At 62.8% G+C, this 17,894-nt stretch carries 18 protein-coding genes and 1 pseudogene; 7 read left to right on the top strand and 12 right to left on the bottom strand.

The window, feature by feature from the left end:
* Positions 1-70: 70 nt before the first annotated feature.
* Positions 71-3,981: pseudogene (hrpA, locus tag G7068_RS03130) on the bottom strand (ATP-dependent RNA helicase HrpA).
* An 88-nt stretch (positions 3,982-4,069) separates the two neighbouring features.
* On the opposite strand from hrpA, the gene G7068_RS03125 reads away from it, so the two are divergent.
* The 4 genes from G7068_RS03125 to argG all read left to right on the top strand — a co-directional run bounded on the left by G7068_RS03125 (position 4,070) and on the right by argG (position 7,954).
* Positions 4,070-4,906: an aldo/keto reductase gene (locus G7068_RS03125; RefSeq protein ID WP_166288730.1), complete on the top strand. Its 837-nt coding sequence runs from the start codon at positions 4,070-4,072 to the stop codon at positions 4,904-4,906.
* 39 nt (positions 4,907-4,945) lie between these two features.
* On the top strand, positions 4,946-5,929 hold the full coding sequence (locus G7068_RS03120; RefSeq protein ID WP_166288727.1) for a malate dehydrogenase: 984 nt from the start codon (positions 4,946-4,948) through the stop codon (positions 5,927-5,929).
* 192 nt (positions 5,930-6,121) lie between these two features.
* Positions 6,122-6,484 (top strand): hypothetical protein, encoded by a 363-nt coding sequence (locus G7068_RS03115; protein WP_166288724.1) that lies wholly within the window; start codon positions 6,122-6,124, stop codon positions 6,482-6,484.
* A 48-nt stretch (positions 6,485-6,532) separates the two neighbouring features.
* The gene (argG, locus tag G7068_RS03110; RefSeq protein WP_166288721.1) at positions 6,533-7,954 is read left to right on the top strand and encodes an argininosuccinate synthase; all 1,422 of its coding nucleotides are present in this window, start codon (positions 6,533-6,535) and stop codon (positions 7,952-7,954) included.
* Positions 7,955-8,016: 62 nt separating this feature from the next.
* Here argG and G7068_RS03105 read toward each other — a convergent pair whose 3' ends face one another.
* Positions 8,017-8,442: a hypothetical protein gene (locus G7068_RS03105; RefSeq protein ID WP_166288718.1), complete on the bottom strand. Its 426-nt coding sequence runs from the start codon at positions 8,440-8,442 to the stop codon at positions 8,017-8,019.
* Positions 8,443-8,635: 193 nt separating this feature from the next.
* On the opposite strand from G7068_RS03105, the gene G7068_RS03100 reads away from it, so the two are divergent.
* Positions 8,636-8,884 carry a WhiB family transcriptional regulator gene (locus G7068_RS03100; protein ID WP_166288715.1) on the top strand — a complete coding sequence of 83 codons (249 nt, stop codon included), beginning with the start codon at positions 8,636-8,638 and terminating at the stop codon, positions 8,882-8,884.
* Between the two features lie 88 nt (positions 8,885-8,972).
* On the opposite strand, the gene bcp is transcribed toward G7068_RS03100, so the two are convergent.
* From bcp to aroA, 4 genes are read right to left on the bottom strand one after another with little or no spacing between them, the layout of a single operon-like run.
* Positions 8,973-9,446, bottom strand: coding sequence for a thioredoxin-dependent thiol peroxidase (bcp, locus tag G7068_RS03095; protein ID WP_166288712.1), 474 nt, complete (start codon positions 9,444-9,446; stop codon positions 8,973-8,975).
* A 9-nt stretch (positions 9,447-9,455) separates the two neighbouring features.
* On the bottom strand, positions 9,456-10,061 hold the full coding sequence (locus G7068_RS03090; protein WP_166288709.1) for a hypothetical protein: 606 nt from the start codon (positions 10,059-10,061) through the stop codon (positions 9,456-9,458).
* 31 nt (positions 10,062-10,092) lie between these two features.
* Positions 10,093-11,154 (bottom strand): ribosome small subunit-dependent GTPase A, encoded by a 1,062-nt coding sequence (gene rsgA, locus G7068_RS03085; protein ID WP_166288706.1) that lies wholly within the window; start codon positions 11,152-11,154, stop codon positions 10,093-10,095.
* Positions 11,151-12,572, bottom strand: coding sequence for a 3-phosphoshikimate 1-carboxyvinyltransferase (gene aroA / locus G7068_RS03080; RefSeq protein ID WP_166288703.1), 1,422 nt, complete (start codon positions 12,570-12,572; stop codon positions 11,151-11,153). The genes rsgA and aroA overlap by 4 nt, the downstream gene beginning before the upstream one ends.
* Positions 12,573-12,618: 46 nt before the next feature.
* On the opposite strand from aroA, the gene G7068_RS03075 reads away from it, so the two are divergent.
* Together G7068_RS03075 and G7068_RS03070 are read left to right on the top strand one after the other, a co-directional pair.
* Positions 12,619-13,287 (top strand): sigma-70 family RNA polymerase sigma factor, encoded by a 669-nt coding sequence (locus G7068_RS03075; protein ID WP_166288700.1) that lies wholly within the window; start codon positions 12,619-12,621, stop codon positions 13,285-13,287.
* Complete coding sequence (locus tag G7068_RS03070; protein WP_166288697.1) at positions 13,284-13,523, top strand: zf-HC2 domain-containing protein; 240 nt, start codon at positions 13,284-13,286, stop codon at positions 13,521-13,523. The genes G7068_RS03075 and G7068_RS03070 overlap by 4 nt, the downstream gene beginning before the upstream one ends.
* Positions 13,524-13,544: 21 nt before the next feature.
* Here G7068_RS03070 and G7068_RS03065 read toward each other — a convergent pair whose 3' ends face one another.
* From G7068_RS03065 to G7068_RS03040, 6 genes are all read right to left on the bottom strand, one after another.
* Positions 13,545-14,039, bottom strand: a complete 495-nt coding sequence (locus G7068_RS03065; RefSeq protein WP_205881337.1) for a YbaK/EbsC family protein — start codon at positions 14,037-14,039, stop codon at positions 13,545-13,547.
* A gap of 11 nt (positions 14,040-14,050) precedes the next feature.
* On the bottom strand, positions 14,051-14,974 hold the full coding sequence (locus G7068_RS03060; RefSeq protein WP_166288691.1) for an alpha/beta fold hydrolase: 924 nt from the start codon (positions 14,972-14,974) through the stop codon (positions 14,051-14,053).
* Between the two features lie 9 nt (positions 14,975-14,983).
* Positions 14,984-15,688: a DedA family protein gene (locus G7068_RS03055; RefSeq protein WP_166288688.1), complete on the bottom strand. Its 705-nt coding sequence runs from the start codon at positions 15,686-15,688 to the stop codon at positions 14,984-14,986.
* A 9-nt stretch (positions 15,689-15,697) separates the two neighbouring features.
* Positions 15,698-16,048, bottom strand: coding sequence for a Fe-S oxidoreductase (locus G7068_RS03050; RefSeq protein WP_166288685.1), 351 nt, complete (start codon positions 16,046-16,048; stop codon positions 15,698-15,700).
* A complete protein-coding gene (locus tag G7068_RS03045; RefSeq protein ID WP_166288682.1) occupies positions 16,045-16,887 on the bottom strand; it encodes an arginase family protein in 843 nt (280 codons plus the stop codon). The genes G7068_RS03050 and G7068_RS03045 overlap by 4 nt, the downstream gene beginning before the upstream one ends.
* 61 nt (positions 16,888-16,948) lie before the next feature.
* On the bottom strand, positions 16,949-17,788 hold the full coding sequence (locus tag G7068_RS03040) for a DUF3097 domain-containing protein (protein ID WP_166288679.1): 840 nt from the start codon (positions 17,786-17,788) through the stop codon (positions 16,949-16,951).
* Between the last annotated feature and the right edge of the window lie 106 nt (positions 17,789-17,894).

Below are 17,894 nucleotides of genomic sequence, written 5' to 3'. Positions count from 1 at the left end.
AAGCCATCGTCTCGTCGAGAGGCCATCATCTAGGGTGGCTTCTCGACGAGATGATGGCCTCTCGACGGGGCTACCCCTCGCGCAGCAGCTTCTGGATGCGCTGCGACGAGACCGGCTCGGCTGTGCGTAGCTGCTGGGCGAAGAGGCTGATGCGCAGTTCTTCGATGAGCCAGCGTGCGCGCACCAGGTGTTCTGGTGCATCTTCGGGGAGGGGGATCTTGCCGCCCGCCTCCGTGAAGAGCGTCGAGACGCGGTCAACCTCGTTTTGCCAGGCGCGATCCCGACCAGGGTTTTCCGTGAGGCCCTTCATGCGGAGTTGCACGGCCTCGAGATACACCGGGAGACGGTCGAGCTGCGCGATGCCGGTACGGGAGACAAAGCCGTCGAACACGAGTCCGTCGACCTGCCCCGCGGCATCGGTGACCTGCCCGAGCACCTGCAGCGACTTCGCGTTGTCGATCGCCTTGCGAGCGAGTCGCGCGCCGTCGAGCACGCGCGCAGTGAGGGCGATCGCCCCATAGATCTCGTCGATGAGAAACCGCGAGTAGTCGTCGGTGATGCGCTGGAACACCTCAGCGCTCCACACGAGCCCGTCGGGAGCGTGCTTGCGGATCATTCGGTCGGCTACCGCAAGAGACACGTCTGCGATCGCAAGATCGAGGCTGCGATACGGACCCGCCCGAGCAGCAGCTTCTCCTGGTTCGAGAGGTGATCCCGAATGTAGCTCGCTGGTGATGGCGAACTCAGTGAAACAAGCCGCCGGATGCCGCGTCGGGACACGCGTGCTTGCTCCGCCTCGTCGGTCACGAGTGCCAGGTCGACGCTCGTGCGACGGTCGACGATGGCGGGGTAGGCGCGCACCACTCCGGCACCGCTCGCGCGGCCCTTTGCGTACGCCGTATCGACGTGGCGCGGCAGGTCGCCGAACACCCAGCTCGTCGCGCCCTTCTGCTCGAGCTCACTCTTCGGCAGCGCCGAGGCAGCAACGCGAGCGACACCCTTCGTTGCCTCTGCTTTATGGGCGGTCTGTAACTCGGTGAGATTCTTACCGGTACCGATGGTGCGACCGCGGCCGTCGATTACTCGGAACGTTGGCGTCAGGTGCGCTGGGAGGCGATTTGTGTCGAAGTCCGCTGCGGTAACCTGCACGCTGGTGGCGCGGCGGATCTCGGTTGCCAGTAACGCGGTCAGCGGAGTATCAACCGAGGCGTCATCGAGCTGCGGACCCACGGTGGCCAATAACTTGCGGGCCCAGTCCGCCGCGGGCACCACGTGCTTGCGGATCGCCTTCGGCAGCGTCTTGATGAGTGCAGTGACGAGTTCTTCGCGCAGCCCGGGCACGAGCTTCTCGAAATCGGATCCGTCAAGGCGGGGGAGCAAGGGCAGCGGCACATTGACGGTGACCCCGTCGTCCTCCGCGGTCGGGTCGAAGCGGTAGCGCAGCTTCAATGATTGATCGCCGTGTCGCCACTGCCTCGGAAACTCGGTCTCGTCGACCGGCTCGGCTTCGTCCTCGAGGAGATCCTCTCGGCGCAGCGTCAGCAGATTCGGCTGGGTCAGGCGGGTCTTTTTCCACCAGCCCTCGAAGCTGCGGGTTGAAGCAACGTCTGCCGGGATCCTGGCATCGTAAAAATCAAAGATGGCGTCGTCATCGCTCACAATGTCGCGGCGACGGGTGCGCTCCTCGAGCTGCTCCAGTTCGCGACGCAGCTGGCGATTTGCGCGGTCGAAGGCCTGCGGTGACTCCCACTCACCCTCAACGAGAGCGTGGCGAATGAACAGCTCTCGGGCCTGCTCGGGATCGGTGCGGGCGAGTTGCACGCGGCGGCGATCCACGATGGCGACGCCGTACAGGGTGACACGCTCGTAAGCGACCGCAGCGCCCTGCTTTTTCTCCCAGTGCGGCTCGCTGAGCTGGCGCTTCGCGAGAGGACCCGCGAGTTCTTCGGCCCAGGCCGGGTCAACGACGGCGTTGTTGCGCGCGAAGAGCCGACTCGTTTCGACGAGTTCAACACTCATCACAACCTCGGGCGGTTTTTTGGCGAGCACCGACCCCGGGTAGAGCACAAAGCGGGTGCCGCGGGATCCGAGAAACTCCTGCGCAGCCTTGCGCTTGCCGGCGCCGGGGGCGTTTGAGTTGGCGCGCCCGGGGGTGCCCCGATCCTGCCGGTCATCACGCACGCCGAGCTGCGAGAGCAGCCCAGCGAGCACGGAACGGTGGATGAGTTCGAAGGATCCGCCTTCGGTGGTGTCGGTGTTACCGCCCTTCGGTCCACCGGCGATGCGTGAGATCTGCCGATTCAGGTCCATCCACTCGCGCACGCGCAAGAAATTCAAATACTCCTTTTTGCACAGCCGCCGAAATGCGCTTGACGAGAGCTCACGCTGCTTCTCTTGCAGGTAGTTCCAGAGCTTCAACAGCGTCATCAGGTCGCCCTGTGGATCAGCAAAGCGCGAGTGCAGTTCGTCGGCTCGCCCCCGCTCGGCCTGCGGCCGCTCGCGCACGTCTTGAATCGTGAGCCCCGCGACAATCGCGAGCACCTGCGGTACGACTTCGTGCCTGCGCGCTTCAATCACCATGCGGGCAAAGCGCGGCTCGATCGGCAGTCGCGAGAGTTCGCGGCCCACCTTCGTGATTCGGGGGTCCGCAGATTTCCCGGCTCGCTTCTCCACCCGCACGGCCCCCAGCTCGGCGAGCAGCCCGAGGCCGTCAGCGATCCCGCGCTGGTCGGGAGGCGTGAGGAAAGGGAACTTCGCGATGTCACCGAGGCCGAGCGCGAGCATCTGCAGGATCACGGAGGCAAGCCCCGTGCGCCGCACCTCGGGTTCGGTGTATTCGGGGCGGCTCTCGAAGTCGTCCTCGCTGTAGAGGCGGATCGCGATGCCCGCGCTGGTGCGGCCCGAGCGGCCGGAGCGCTGGTTGGCGCTCGCCTGCGAGATCGCCTCGATGGGCAGCCGCTGGACCTTGCTTCTCGCGCTGTAGCGGGAGATGCGGGCGGTGCCGGCATCGATCACGTAGCGGATTCCGGGCACGGTGAGCGAGGTTTCTGCGACGTTCGTGGCGAGCACAATGCGGCGCACGCCCGCAGATCCCCGTTCAAAGACGCGGTGCTGCTCGGCTGAGCTGAGGCGGCCGTAGAGCGGTAGGATCTCGGTTCGCGCTGCGCGGTTCGAGGATCGCAGCCGACCGTTCAGCGCGTCCGCGGCATCGCGAATCTCGGCCTCGCCCGAAAGGAACACAAGCACGTCGCCGGAATCCTCGCGCGCGAGCTCGTCGACCGCCTCGCCGATGCCCTCGAACATGTCGCGTTCGATCTTGCGGATCTTCGGGACACCACCCTTCGGGTCAGGCACTTCGATCTCTTCAACGAGCGGCCGATACCGAATCTCTACTGGGTAGGTGCGCCCCGAGACCTCGATGATGGGTGCGGGTTTGTTGGTGCGAGGATCGGCGAAGTGCTTTGCAAACGACTCGGGGTCGATCGTTGCTGAGGTGATGATGACCTTGAGGTCGGGCCGACGGGGGAGCAGGGTCTTGAGGTACCCGAGCAGGAAGTCAATGTTGAGGCTGCGCTCGTGGGCCTCATCAATGATGATCGTGTCGTAGGCCTTCAGATCGCGGTCGCGGTGGATCGCGTTCAACAGGATCCCGTCGGTCATGAGACGAATCTTCGTGTCCGCCGAAACCTTGTCGGTGAAACGAACCTGGTAGCCGACGAGACCGCCCATCTCAGAACCAAGCTCTTCGGCGATGCGCTCCGCAATCGTGCGAGCGGCGATCCTGCGCGGCTGCGTGTGCGCGATGCGCTCGCGGCCGAGGGTCAGTGCGATCTTCGGAAGCTGGGTGGTTTTACCCGATCCAGTTTCGCCAGCGACAATCACGACCTGGTGATCCCGAATGGCGTCGGCGATGTCTTCCCGCATCTGTGAGACGGGAAGATCCTCTGGGAACTCGATGCGGGGCGCTGTGTTTCGGGACATGACCACCCCATTATCCTCTCAATCGCGCGGGCATAGAATGAGGCTGGAACTCGAACCCGGTTTTCAATCACTGACGCTAAGGGGAAACATGACTGCGCTGCCCATCCCGAACATCACTCTGAATGACGGGAAGCAGATCCCGCAGCTTGGACTCGGTGTCTTTCTGGTTGAACCGGGTGAGACCGAGCGAATCGTGATCGACGCGCTTGAGGTCGGTTACCGTCACATTGACACCGCGCGTATTTACGACAACGAGGCCGAGGTTGGCGCCGCGATCGCGAAGAGTGGCATTCCGCGCGACGAGCTGTTCATCACAACAAAGCTCTGGAACTCTGACCAGGAGGATCCGCTCGGCGCGTTTAACGCGAGCATGGACCGACTCGGGCTTGAGCGGGTCGATCTCTACCTCGTGCACTGGCCGGTTCCTGAGTTTGGCACCGCGCTTGGCGCTTGGAAGGGGCTCATCGAGATCGCCGAGTCGGGCCGTGCAACCTCGATTGGTGTCTCGAACTTCGAGATTCCGCACCTGCAGGAACTGCTCGACAATACCGGGATCGTGCCCGCCGTCAACCAGATCGAGCTGCACCCGCTGAACCAGCGTCGTGAGCTGCGCGCGTTCTGCCGCGAGCACGGTATCGCTATTGAGGCGTGGGGCCCGCTTGCTCAGGGCAAGAGCGACCTGTTCGAGCGTCCCGAGATTACCGCGGCCGCTGCGGCCCACGGAAAGACCCCCGCACAGGTGATCCTGCGCTGGCACCTGCAGCACGACACGATCATCTTCCCGAAGACCACCCGTCGCGAGCGCATGGTCGAGAACGCCGACATTCTCGACTTTGAGCTGACCGCTGCAGAGATGGCCGCCATTGACGGTCTCGACGCGCAGCACAACTTCGGTCCAGACCCGAGCACTTTCAACCGGCGTTAACCTTTGGCCGCCGACCAGGACCACCCGAACGGAGTAGATATGTCACGCACGCCAGTCACAATCACCATTACCGGAGCGGGTGGCCAGATCGGCTACGCGACGATGTTCCGCATCGCATCGGGTGCAATGCTCGGTCAGGATCAGCCAGTGCGCTTGCGCCTGCTGGAGATTCCGCAGGGGATGCGTGGTGCAGAGGGGGCGGCGCTCGAACTGACGGACTGTGCGTTTCCGTTGCTAGAGGGCGTTGAGCTGAGCGATGATCCCGCTGTCGGATTTGAGGGCGCGAACATCGCGATGCTCATCGGATCCCGGCCGCGCACCGCGGGTATGGAGCGCGGGGATCTGCTGGCCGCCAACGGCGCAATCTTTGGGCCACAGGGGCGCGCCATTGGTGAGCGGGCTGCCGACGATGTGCGCGTGATTGTGGTGGGCAACCCCGCGAACACCAACGCGCTGATCGCACAGCAGCACGCGCCCGATCTGCCCGCGGAGCGCTTCACCGCGCTGACCAGGCTCGACCACAACCGCGCGGTTGGGTTGCTCGCCGCGGAGGTGGGTGCTTCAGTGAAGGGTGTCGACGGCATCACGATCTGGGGTAATCACTCGGCCACGCAGTATCCCGATCTGAGTCACGCAGTAGTTGCGGCTCAGCCCGCGCTTGATGCGGTTGACCGTGAGTGGGCTCGGGGTGCCTACATCGATCGTGTCGCGAAGCGCGGCGCCGAGATTATCGAGGTGCGTGGCGGATCCTCCGTGGCATCCGCAGCGAACGCGGCGATCGACCACGTGCGCGACTGGGTGCTGGGCACGGGGGATCGCCGCACGAGTGCAGCCGTGGTGTCTCGCGGCGAGTATGGAGTGCCCGAGGGGCTCATCTCGTCGTTCCCGGTGCGTTCGAGTGGCGGTGACTGGAAGATCGTTGAGGGGCTTGAGGTTGACGAGTTTTCGCGGGGTCGCATTGACGCCTCCGTTGCTGAGCTCGTCGCTGAGCGCGATGCGGTTCGGGAGCTCGGTCTGATCTAGCCCGACTGTATTGCCTGATGGCTGGGGTGCGATCTTTATCGCGCCCCAGCCATCAGTGTTTATAAAGGTTTAACTTCGCTCACAAGTGATCATTCTGTGGAAATCAGCGAGAGTTATTCACATTGCTGAAATGTTATAGATAGAAACTTCATTTGCATGGCATTCTTGCTGAATATAAAGCACAATGGAGGGATGATTAACGTGACGGAACCGCAAGTCTGGACGCTTATCGGGGTGCTCGGCGCCGCCCTGTTTGGCATGATTACGCTTATTGTTCACTTGACCACCCGCACACTCTCCAGCCAGATTGAGGGGCTGCGCACGGAGATGGTGTTGCGGTTCGAAGCAGTGGACTCGAAGTTTGACCGGGTTGAAGAGAAGTTCGACCGGGTTGAAGAAAAGTTCGACCAGATGGGAGAGCGGTTCGAGCGCCTTGAGGGGCGAGTCGGCCTCATCGAAGTGCGCATGGGAAAGCTTGACTCACGGGTGCACGACATTGATCGTGACGTGCAGGCAATTTCGCGAAACGTCTTTCCAGAGAGCACGTCCTCTTGAGCGGGCTCGCGGCATTCGCGAGGCCAATCAAGCCATAGGATAGAAACCATGTCTAAGGTCCTCTCTTCTCTCCCTGTTGGCGAGCGCGTCGGTATCGCATTTTCCGGTGGCCTCGATACCTCATGCGCTGTTGCATGGATGCGCGAAAAAGGTGCGATTCCTTGCACCTACACCGCAGACATCGGACAGTACGACGAGCCCGACATTGACGGTGTTGCCGATCGCGCTAAAGAATACGGCGCCGAGATCGCGCGCCACGTCGACGCAAAGCTTCCGCTCGTAGAGGAGGGCTTTGCCGCGCTCCAGTGTGGTGCGTTTAATGTTCGCTCCGGCGGCAAGACTTACTTCAACACAACCCCGCTCGGCCGCGCCGTGACCGGAACGCTCCTCGTTCGCGCCATGAAAGACGATGGCGTCGACATTTGGGGCGACGGTTCAACCTACAAGGGCAACGATATTGAGCGGTTCTACCGCTACGGCCTCATGGCAAACCCCGCGCTTCGCATCTACAAGCCCTGGCTTGACGCTGACTTTGTGACAGAGCTGGGCGGCCGCCACGAGATGAGTGAGTGGCTGCAGGAGCGCGGCTTCCCTTACCGTGACGCAACCGAAAAGGCTTACTCCACCGATGCGAACATCTGGGGTGCGACACACGAGGCGAAGACGCTTGAGTTCTTGAACGAGGGCCTCGACATCGTCGAGCCGATCATGGGTGTCGCTGCATGGCGCGAAGACGTCGAGGTTGCGACTGAAGAGGTCTCCGTGCGCTTCGAGGCTGGTCGCCCGGTTGCGATCAACGGCGTCGAATTCTCTGACCCCGTCGCGCTTGTGCTCGAAGCCAACACGATCGGTGGCCGTCACGGTCTCGGTGCTTCCGACCAGATCGAAAACCGCATCATTGAGGCGAAGTCCCGTGGCATCTACGAGGCTCCCGGCATGGCGCTCCTGCACATCACCTACGAGCGTCTCGTGAACGCGATCCACAACGAGAACACGCTCGCGAGCTACCACAACGATGGCCGCAAGCTCGGTCGCCTCATGTACGAGGGCCGTTGGCTCGACCCAGAGTCACTCATGCTGCGCGAGGCGCTGCAGCGCTGGGTAGGGTCCGCGATCACCGGCGAGGTGACCCTGCGCCTGCGCCGCGGTGACGACTACACGATTCTCAACACCACTGGACCGAGCCTCAGCTATCACCCCGAGAAGCTCTCTATGGAGCGCACCGTGGGTGCCGCGTTTGGTCCCGAGGATCGCATTGGTCAGCTCACTATGCGCAACCTCGACATCGCTGACTCACGCCAGCGCCTCGAACAGTACGCGCAGCTCGGACTCGTTGGCGGTGCCACGGCTGAACTCGTTGGCAAGCTGGAAACCGGCGGAGCCGCAAAGATCGCCGATGCCGTCACCGGAATCGATGAAGAGGGCGACGCGCTCGGCCTCGCGGCAGCGTTTGACGCGGGTACTGACTAACGCCTGAACTGACTAACGTCGGTACTGACTAACTCTGCGTAACTGAAACGCGGGTGGGGCCTCTAGCTTGAGGTTTCACCCGCGTTTTGGTTTGCGGGCACAGGGCGCGCAATGATCGCAGCCACGAACCCGAGTACTGCGAGCGCAAGAAGTGCCCACCCGAGCGGTGCGGCATCACCCAAGATGCCCTGCAAAACGCCCGTCGCCGCTGGGAACATCAAGATGTGAATGGTGAGCGCGGATCCGCGCACCCAGCTCGCCCGGCGAGTGAGCGCGCCCCACAGCGTGATCCCGATCCACAGCCAAGAAAGAACAACGGCGAGTAGCAAACTCAGTCGCGACCCGAGCGGCTCGTTGCTCGCGGCAATAAACGCGAGCACCACGTTCCACAACACCACAGCACCGCCAACGAGCTCAACGATAAGCAGAATTCGCAGCATCGCCCACCCAATGCGAGCGGGTGTGTGAACAGTGGGTTGCGGTTCCATAACAAGAGCCTTTCTGAACAATTGCAAATTAACTATTGATTTGCTTCTGTATCCGTGTCACTATATATTCCGTCGAGTTTCGCGCACACCGAGGTGGGCACTCTCAGCCACGTTAGGTAACTGCGGCGCGAGATCTAGGCTATCCGGCCTCCGGTCTATTCGCGTGCGTAAACAGCACATGAGGAGAAACAAAATGGATTGGCGCGAAAAGGCTGCATGTCTCACGGTAGACCCTGAGCTCTTTTTCCCGGTAGGCAACACGGGGCCAGCGGTTGATCAGATCGAGCGCGCAAAGTCCGTGTGTGCCCGCTGCACCGTCACTGAGATGTGCTTGCAGTACGCCATGGACACCGGCCAGGATTCCGGCGTCTGGGGTGGCCTTAGCGAAGACGAGCGCCGTGCGCTCAAGCGCCGCGCAGCTCGTGCGCGCCGTGCTTCCTAGTCGCTAGCCAAGCTTCAAGAAAGGCCTCGGGATCAGTTCGTTCTGATCCCGAGGCCTTTTGGGTTTTGTGGGCCGCTACACGACCGGGTTATGCGTCGAGCAGTTTGCGCACGCGCGCAACGTGACCGGTTGCCTTGATGTTGTAGAGAGCGTGCTCGATCTTGCCGTCGGCGCCAAGGACAAATGTTGAGCGAATCACACCCTCGATGATGCGACCGTAGCTGTTCTTTGTGCCAAACGCACCGTAGGCCTTGTGCACCGTGGTTTCGGGGTCGCTCAGCAGCGGGTACTCAAGCCCGTTACGATCGGCGAAGCGGCGGAGCTTCTCGACAGCATCGCGTGAGATACCGAGCACACGGTAGCCCGCGGCCGCAAGCGGAGCCGTTGACTCCTGGAACTCGCAAGCCTCCATTGAGCACGCCGGGGTCATCGCCTCGGGATAGAAAAACAGGATCACGCGCTCACCGCGATAGTCACTGAGGTTTCGGATCGTGCCGTCTTGATCCGGAAGCGAGAAGTCGGGGGCTGCCTGTCCAGGCTCAAGAAGGGTGCGCTCAGTCATAGATCAAGCCTACTGGGGTGGGGAAGCGGGATGTAATGGGGCTGCAGGGGGTGCCTGAAACTGTGCGAGGTACTGCATCTGCTGTTCGACTTGCTGGTGCTGAAAGTGCCAGAGCGGCATAACGGCTGCCGTTCCGTAGCGGCGCACCAGGCCAGAAATAGCAATTGCGGTCTGGAGCAGGGCACCGCTACCGGAAACCGTGAGAACCGGAAATAAGACGAATAGATACAAGGGAATCTGCGTGCTTACGTTACTTGTGAACAGCATGAGGCAGATCAGCCAGAGGGTGAGCGCGATGATTGTGGGTGCGATGCAGAAGAGGAGAACGTATTTGACCATGCCCTGTGAGTGCGGATACTTTGAGAGCAAACGACGCCCGATGCTGAACTGACAGATCGGTCCAACCAGGGCGAAGAGCAGGCCCCCAAAAGTAAGAAGATACGCGAGCCCCGGTGCCGTATTGATCAGCAGGAAGAGGTTGAGCACTGCGAAGCTCGATATGAGCACGAACAGGCTTAAAACGAGGGTAGTCGCTGCCCTCCGCTGTGTCTGAGTGAGTAAGAGGTGTAACCGCACAAGATCGGGGGCGACATAGGGTTGGCCGTTATTTATCACCTACACAGCCTAGTCAATGGGCGGCAATCGCTCACTTCAGGAGTCGCCGCAGCGACTCCACGCGCAGAGCACCGATGGCATCGAGGCGACCGTCAGCGATCGCCGCATCGAGCTCGCAGTCGGGAGCGTCGTCCTGGTGGCTGCAACCGCGTGGGCAGGCGTCTATCAGTTCTGCAAGGTCCGTGAAGCCGCGCAGGATGCCCTCGCTGGTCACGTGCCCAAGCCCGAAAGATCGCACGCCAGGGGTGTCAATGACCCAACCGCTCTCGCCAGCCGGTGCCCCCGGTGTCTTGACGCGCAGTGCGACCGAAGACGATGACGTGTGGCGCCCGCGCCCGGTGACCTCGTTGACGTGTCCCGTAGCGCGCTCTGCCTCGGGCACAAGTGCGTTAATGAGGGTCGACTTGCCGACCCCCGAATGCCCCACAAACACCGTTGTCTGCCCGGCCAGTGCTTCTCGAATTGCTGCGAGCGGCTCGTCACCCCTGGCCGAACGGAACACCGGCACCTCGAGCCCCGCAAAGTGCTTCAGAAACGGCTCAGGATCGGCCAGGTCGACCTTGGTGATGCACAGTAGCGGGCGAATCCCCGCGTCGTAGGCCGCGACCAGATATCGGTCCACGAGTCGCACACGCGGCTCGGGATCTGCCGCGGCGACCACGATCAGCATCTGATCGGCATTGGCCACCATGACACGCTCAACCCGGTCGCTGTCGTCGGCGCTGCGACGCAGCAGCGTGCGCCGCTCCTCTAAGCCAACAATGCGAGACAGGGAGCCCTCGCCACCGCTCGTGTCGCCAACCAACTGGACGCGATCGCCTGTGACAATCGAAGTCTTACGAAGCTCGCGCGCGCGGGCCGCAGTGAGCTCGTGCTCTTCGGGGGACTCGGGATCTGCCCCGGCCGCGATAAGGGCGCTGTAGCGGCCGCGATCCACACCCGTGACCGTACCGATCACCGCATCGGCGTGCTCGGGCCTGCGCTTCGTGCGGGGGCGGTTCGCCTTCGGGTTTGGCCGAGACCTCACCGTGTGGTCTGCGTACTCGCCGTACGGGACGTCATCGTCGTCATCGTCGGGGGTGAGCCAGCTCATTCGGGGGTGTTGCTCTCGTGTGAGGTTGGCAGTGTCAGGAAGAGTGACGTTGAGGCTGCGGGTTTCTGCTCGGTTTCGAGGCCGAGCATATTGCGCCACAGTTCAGGGAACTCTGGAAGCGTTTTTGCGGTGCTCGCAATGTCTTCGACCTCGATGCCCGCGACTCGCAATCCAATGAGCGCGCCGGTGGTTGCCATGCGGTGGTCGGCGTAGCTGTGCCACACGCCGCCGTGAAGGGCGGCCGGGCGGATTCGGATGCCGTCTTCGAGCTCGTCCACGTCGCCACCAATGGCGCGAATCTCGGCGACGAGTGCGGCGATCCTGTCGGTTTCATGGTGACGAATGTGACCGATACCGGTGATCTCACTGGGGCCGTCGGCAAGCGCGGCGAGACCAACGAGCGTCGGCGCAAGCTCACCCGCCTCGGGAATATGCAGCTTCACTCCCTGAACGGTGCCGTTCCCCGACACCGTGAGTGAGCCGTCTGCGGAGAGTTCAACCGTCGCACCGAACTCAGGAAGCAGCTGTCGCAGCTGGTCGCCAACCTGGGTGGTGCTACTCGGCCAGTTCGGCACGGTGATACTGCCGCCCGCAACGATGGCCGCCGCGAGGAAAGGCGCAGCATTAGAAAGGTCGGGTTCGATCCTGGATTCGATTGCCCGGATCGGTCCGGGAGTGACCCGCCACTCGCCGGTAGCTGGGCTGTCGACCTCTACTCCGCGGGCACGTAGTGCAGCGAGCGTCATCTCGATGTGGGGGAGGCTTGGCAGCCGTTCGCCCGTGTGAACGACGTGCACGCCCTCCTCAAAGCGGGGCGCGGCGAGCAGCAGACCAGATACAAACTGGCTTGAGAGTGAGGCGTCGATCTCGACGCGGCCACCGCGCAGTGATCCCGTGCCGTGCACGGTGAAGGGGAGTGCGCCGCGACCCTCGTCAGCAATGTCTGCGCCGAGTGCGCGTAGCGCGTCGAGCACGGGGCGCATGGGACGCTTGCGGGCGTAGGGATCGCCGTCAAAAGCGACCGGCCCGAGCGCGAGGGCTGCGACGGGGGGCACAAAACGCATGACCGTGCCCGCGAGGCCGCAGGCAATGGTGGTCGATCCGGTGAGTTCGTCTGCGGGGGTGATGCGGAGGTCTGCGCCCTCGGCCTCGATGCCTGTGCCCAGGACCCGCAGGGCATCGATCATCAGTGACGAGTCGCGTGAGTGCAAGGGGGCCCGGAGCACTCCCTCATCGTCAGCGAGTGCAGCAAGCACAAGCTCGCGGTTGGTGAGCGACTTCGAACCGGGGAGTGCGACCCTGGAGGTCAGCATGCCACCTGCCTGCGGGGCAGGCCAGAGTTCGGCGGCCTCAGTGCCACCGTCGGCGGTTCCAGTCTCGTCGCCGTCTTTGCCATTGTTAAGCTTCGCGATCAGCATCACCATCGAGTCTAGCCGGAGTTGCTTCTGAGAGAGCCGCACTCGAATGCTGGAGCGCGGATCAGCGAACCCGGCATCGCTCAGGGATAGGATCGTGGGTGTGAGTGAAACCGCGGCGCAGGCGAAGCTGGAAGAGCGATTCAAGCAGGAGGCGTTACCCCTGCTTGATCAGCTGTACGGGGCTGCCATGAAGATGACCCGAAACCCTCCCGACGCACAAGACCTGGTGCAGGAGACATTCCTCAAGGCATACTCGGCGTTCTCCTCGTACGAAGAGGGAACGAACCTCAAAGCCTGGCTGTATCGCATCATGACGAACAGCTACATCAACACCTACCGCAAGCGGCAGCGTGAACCCTACCTGGGCGCGGTTGAAGAACTCGAAGACTGGCAGCTTGGCGGGGCTGAGTCAACGACCGCGATGTCGGCGCAGTCGGCCGAGGCCGAGGCTATCGACCGCACTCCCGATGCCGTGGTCAGTGGAGCGCTCAACGAGCTTCCCGAAGACTTCAGGATCGCTGTGTACCTCGCCGACGTTGAAGGCTTCAGCTATCAAGAGATCGCGGATATCGTGGGGGTACCAATCGGGACCGTGATGAGCCGCCTCCATCGGGGTCGTGCGAGATTGCGTAAGTCACTTGGGGAATACGCACGCGAGCAGGGCGTTGGGCTAGATGTAGGCGTGAAGAAAGAATCGAAAGGAGCAGCACGGTGAGTGATTGCGGATGTGACAAAGCACAGGCCAACATTTACGAGCTGCTTCGTGGTGAGCTCTGCTCTGAAGAGTCAGCACCGATTCGAGAGCATCTTGATAGCTGCCCGAACTGCCGCGACGAAGAAACCGTCTGCATCAGTCTGACCGATGTTGTGCGGCGCGCGTGCGAAGAGGAACGCGAAAACTGCGCCCCCGCAGATCTGCGTGACGCGATCCTTCGCGGGCTGAACGCCTGATCCAGATCAGCTCACTGATCTCTACGCGGCATCCTCGTCTTGCCAACCGGTGCACACGTCGACCCAGCCGCCAGAGCCACTGAACTGTTCAAGCTCGGGGATCGCGAGTTCGACGGCTGAGCGGGCGGTTCCAGCCGCGGGAAACACCGTGGTGAACCGCTGCAGCGACACATCGAGAACCACTCTGGTGCCGTCGGTCACGGCGAACGGACACACCCCGCCCACAGGATGCCCCGTCAGTGGCAGCACATCGTCCCCGGTAAGCATGCGCGGTTTGCCGCCGAACGCACGCTTGAACTTGCCCCCGTTGACCTTCGCGTCGCCCGCAGCGACAACAAGCACGGCTCTCGTGGGGTCCTCGGGATCGTAGAAACCGAGTGTCTTGGCGATGCGGCGGGGCTCCGTGCCGGCCTGCGTCGCCGCGAGTTCGACGGTTGCGCTTGATTCTTCAAACTCGAGGATCGTGCCCTGCCACCCGAAAGACTCGAGGTGGCTGCGAACATGTGTGGTGGTCACTGCGGTCTCCTTCAGGGGGTGAGGGTGCGGCGCACGACGTCCGCGAGTTCTCGGGGTGTAGCCTCGTGCAGGTTGTGAGGGCCGTCGATTGTGATGATCGAGCTGTCGGGGAGCTGATCCTGCCATTCCGCTGCAAGCTCCTCTGACACGACGCCAGCACTCGCCTGCACCAGGGTGACCGGAACATCTAGCGACTGCAGCGAGGCCCAGATGGGTGCGTAGGGCTGAGGATCGTCCGCGGCCCCGGCGGGAAGAGGCCCTTCCAGATGTGCGAAGTGGTGCGTCCACTCGAGGCGACCATCGGCGCGCTGTCGTGTGTTGAGGCTCACACCGCGAGTGAGAGCTGCGCGATCCGATCCGATGCCAAACTGAATAGCCCGATCAACGATCTCTTCGACACTGCCGTAGTCGCGCTGCCCGGTGATGAACTCGGTGACGCTGCCCGCATCACGGCTGGGGGAGATGCCTGGGGTGATGTCGACGACGATGAGCTGCGACACCAGCTCTGGGCGCGCGGCAGCCACGAGTGATGCGGTGAGACCGCCGAGGGAGTGACCCAGCAGCGTGACGGGTTGTGAGCAGAGGGCTTCGAGTGTCGTGACCACATCGACGGCAAGATGATCGGGTCGGTAGTCTGCGTCCTCGCGCCAGTCACTGCGGCCGTGGCCGGGGAGATCGATGGAGAGCGCGGGCACGTCGAGCGCGAGCAGCATCGGATCGAAGCTGTGGGCGTTCAGCCCCACGCCGTGCAGCGTGACAAGCTGCGGGGGATTCTGAGGGGCGAAGCGAAGCGCGCTAACGCGACGACCATCACCAACGCTCGTCCAGACACGCTCGACCGCGGGAAGCGGAGCCGTGCGCCCCACTCGGGCCGCATCACCCTCAAGAAAGCGAAACTCCGCTGTGGTTGCTGAATCCGTTGCCTCGTTGCTCACCCGTTCAGCCTACTTGCTCTCTGCGGTTGCCTCGGCGTTGGTCGCATCGGTGGAGGTGACTTCGGGGGAGTCAGTCAGGGGCCTGAGGTGTTTGGCCTCGCGACGGTGAATCAGCTGCTTCGCCAGAAACACGAGCACCAGAAACAGCACGATGATCCCAACAAAGATGTAGCCGGCGTAGTGCAGCTCTTTGGAAAGATCGCGGTAGTAGTTCGCTGCCGAGGCTGTCGCCGTGACATAGAGCGCTGACCACAGCGCGCACGCGGGGGCCGTCCACGCCAGAAAACGACGGTATGAGAAACCGCTCATGCCAACGGTCAGCGGCACGAGCGAGTGCAGCACGGGCAGGAACCGCGACAGGAAGATCGCGGGGCCACCGCGTCGACGCAGGTACGCCTCTGCCCTGATCCAGTTGTGCTCGCCCAGTTTGCTGCCGAGGCGCGAGTGCCGAATCTTCGGCCCGGCCCAGCGCCCCAACCAGAATCCAACGCTCTCCCCGATAAGGGCCCCGACCACTAGCACAAGCCCGAGAAGCACACCCTCCTGCACAGAGGTGACCGCTGTGCCCGCGACCATCACGACGGTGTCTCCCGGCACAATGAGACCGATCAACACGCTGGTTTCAAGCATGATCGCGATACCCGCGATAACAACCCGCAGCGTTGGGTCGACGTTTTGCACCGTCTCAAGCACCCACGAGATGAAGTCGTTCACGGTTTGACTCTAGTGCCCCAGGTAACCACCGTCTGAGAGTCCCGCCTCAATTTCAAAGCGGTTTTTCAGCGGATCCTGACCGGCGATCGCGTAGAGGAGCGGCAGCGCGAGGCCGTACCGCTGCCACTGCGCGCGGTGCACAAGTTCGTGGCGAAGAACCGCGGGAGATGCATTCTGGTCGGTGAAATAGCAGGATCCGACGCAGCTGCCGCCGCGGCGAAACGCCCAGCGCGGCATCCCTCGAAATACCCAGAGTCCCTCGTGCCGCTCGATTTTGCCGGTGCTCAGCATAGTGCCCCACACGAGTGCGACGGCGGTCGCATACAGGTACCCAAGTCGTGCGAACGGCCAGGCCTTCACTCTTTGCTCCCGGAGGTGAGCGCGGCGAGCAGCCGCAGTACGGTTGGCTGTTCTTCGGCCGCCATGCTGGCGTCGGCGGGAGCGAACTCGCAGATTGATGCACCAGCAAGCGGCAGTGCCGCTACGGCCGCTCGGATCGCAGCCGTGACCTGGCTCACACCCAGCCCAAAGGGAACGGGCTCGTGCACCGCCATGAACTCGGCCGGGTCAAGCACGTCGAGATCAAGATGAATGTACACGTGGCTCGCGTCGAGTTCGCTGAGTCGGGTTGTAATTGCATCAGCCAGATCCGACTCGCTGGCAGGCAGCACGGAGATCTTCAACTGCTCGATTTCTGACTGTTCCTCCGGATCGACCGCGCGCGTGCCGACAAGAGTGAGGTTGCTGGCCAAGATCGGATGGGCCGAGGCGAGCTCGGGCGATCCGCCACCGAGGGCGTGACGCAGTGTCATGCCGGAGGCCGCACCCGACGGAGAAGTGCTGGGGTGCTGTAGATCTGGATGGGCGTCGAACCACAACACGGCAAGACCATCACCGTGTTTCTGAACGGCGGCTTCCAAACCCGGCAGGGAAGTGGCGCAGTCGCCGCCAACAATGATCGGGATGCCGTCGGCAGTGGCGAGTGTTTTCTGTGCGGCCTCGTGAGCCTGCAGAACACTGCTCAGCCTCGCCACGGGAGTGCCGAGTGCATCACCCGCCTCAAGCGGTACTGACACCTCGTGCAACACGGAACGCGGAAGATCTTCCCGCAGTATCGAGGCCCCCTCGGCCAACTGCATGGCTCGTGAGGATGCTGATCCCTGCCACTCAGGCATGAGAAGGAAGACTGGCTTTGACACTCGCGACTCCTCGCTTTCGAGAGTTACCCACTGCTCCCAATGCTACTCGCCGGGGTCGGGATCAGGGTGAGAGCGTGACAAAATCGATGAGGTGTTCGACCCGACCGACCAGCTCGGGCTCAAGGTCACGGAAGTTGCGAACGCGGCCGCGGATCCTCGCCCAGGCGTCAGCGATGTCAGCCGGTTCTTCGCCCGGCCAGCCGAGTGCGTGGCAAATGCCGCGCTTCCACTCGATGTTGCGCGGGATCGTAGGCCACTGCTTGAGGCCAACACGCTCGGGCTTAACTGCTTGCCAAATATCCACGAACGGGTGGCCGACGATGAGCACGTTCGCGCCGTGCGGGCCGCGGGCGATGGCATCCGCGATCCTCGTTTCTTTGCTGCCGGTAACGAGGTGGTCGAGCAGGATCCCCGCGCGCCGTTTGGGCCCCGGACCAAACTCGGCGAGCACCTCGGCCAGATTGTCGGCACCCTGCAACAGCTCAACGACCACACCCTCAACTCGGAGGTCGTCGCCCCACACCTGTTCCACGAGCTCGGCATCGTGCTTACCCTCAACGAAGATGCGGCTCGGCATTGCCACGCGGGCGCGCTGTTGCGGGGCGGCGAACGAGCCTGAAGCCGTGCGCTGCGGCCCTGCGGGCTTGCGTTTTGGCATGACAAGGGTGACTGGCTTGCCGTCAATGAGGAAGCCGTCGCTGAGTGAAAAGGCGCGGACCTTGCCCGAGAAGTCCTCAAGCTGCACGAGCCCCTCACGGGCCCCCACGACCGCGCCGCACCACTCGGTCTCGCTGTGCTCAACAACGAGCCCCTTCGCGAGCACAACCTCGGCGCGCTGCACCGGGCCGCGCCGGGGTTTCATGTCGGCGAGAACGTCGCGGTCATATCTTTCATCAAACACGCACTGAGCCTATTAGAAAAGGTCGCATATCAGCCGGTACTCGCGCTTCAGCCGGTCGAAATGCCGAGTTGCTGACCGGCAGGATTGCCAGTGCCGGCTGACAGGT

Source organism: Leucobacter viscericola, from assembly GCF_011299575.1.
In the GTDB taxonomy this organism is placed as follows: Bacteria; Actinomycetota; Actinomycetes; order Actinomycetales; family Microbacteriaceae; genus Leucobacter; species Leucobacter viscericola.
Note: the sequence above shows the minus strand (reverse complement) of the source record. Positions and strands in the feature narration are given on the sequence as shown.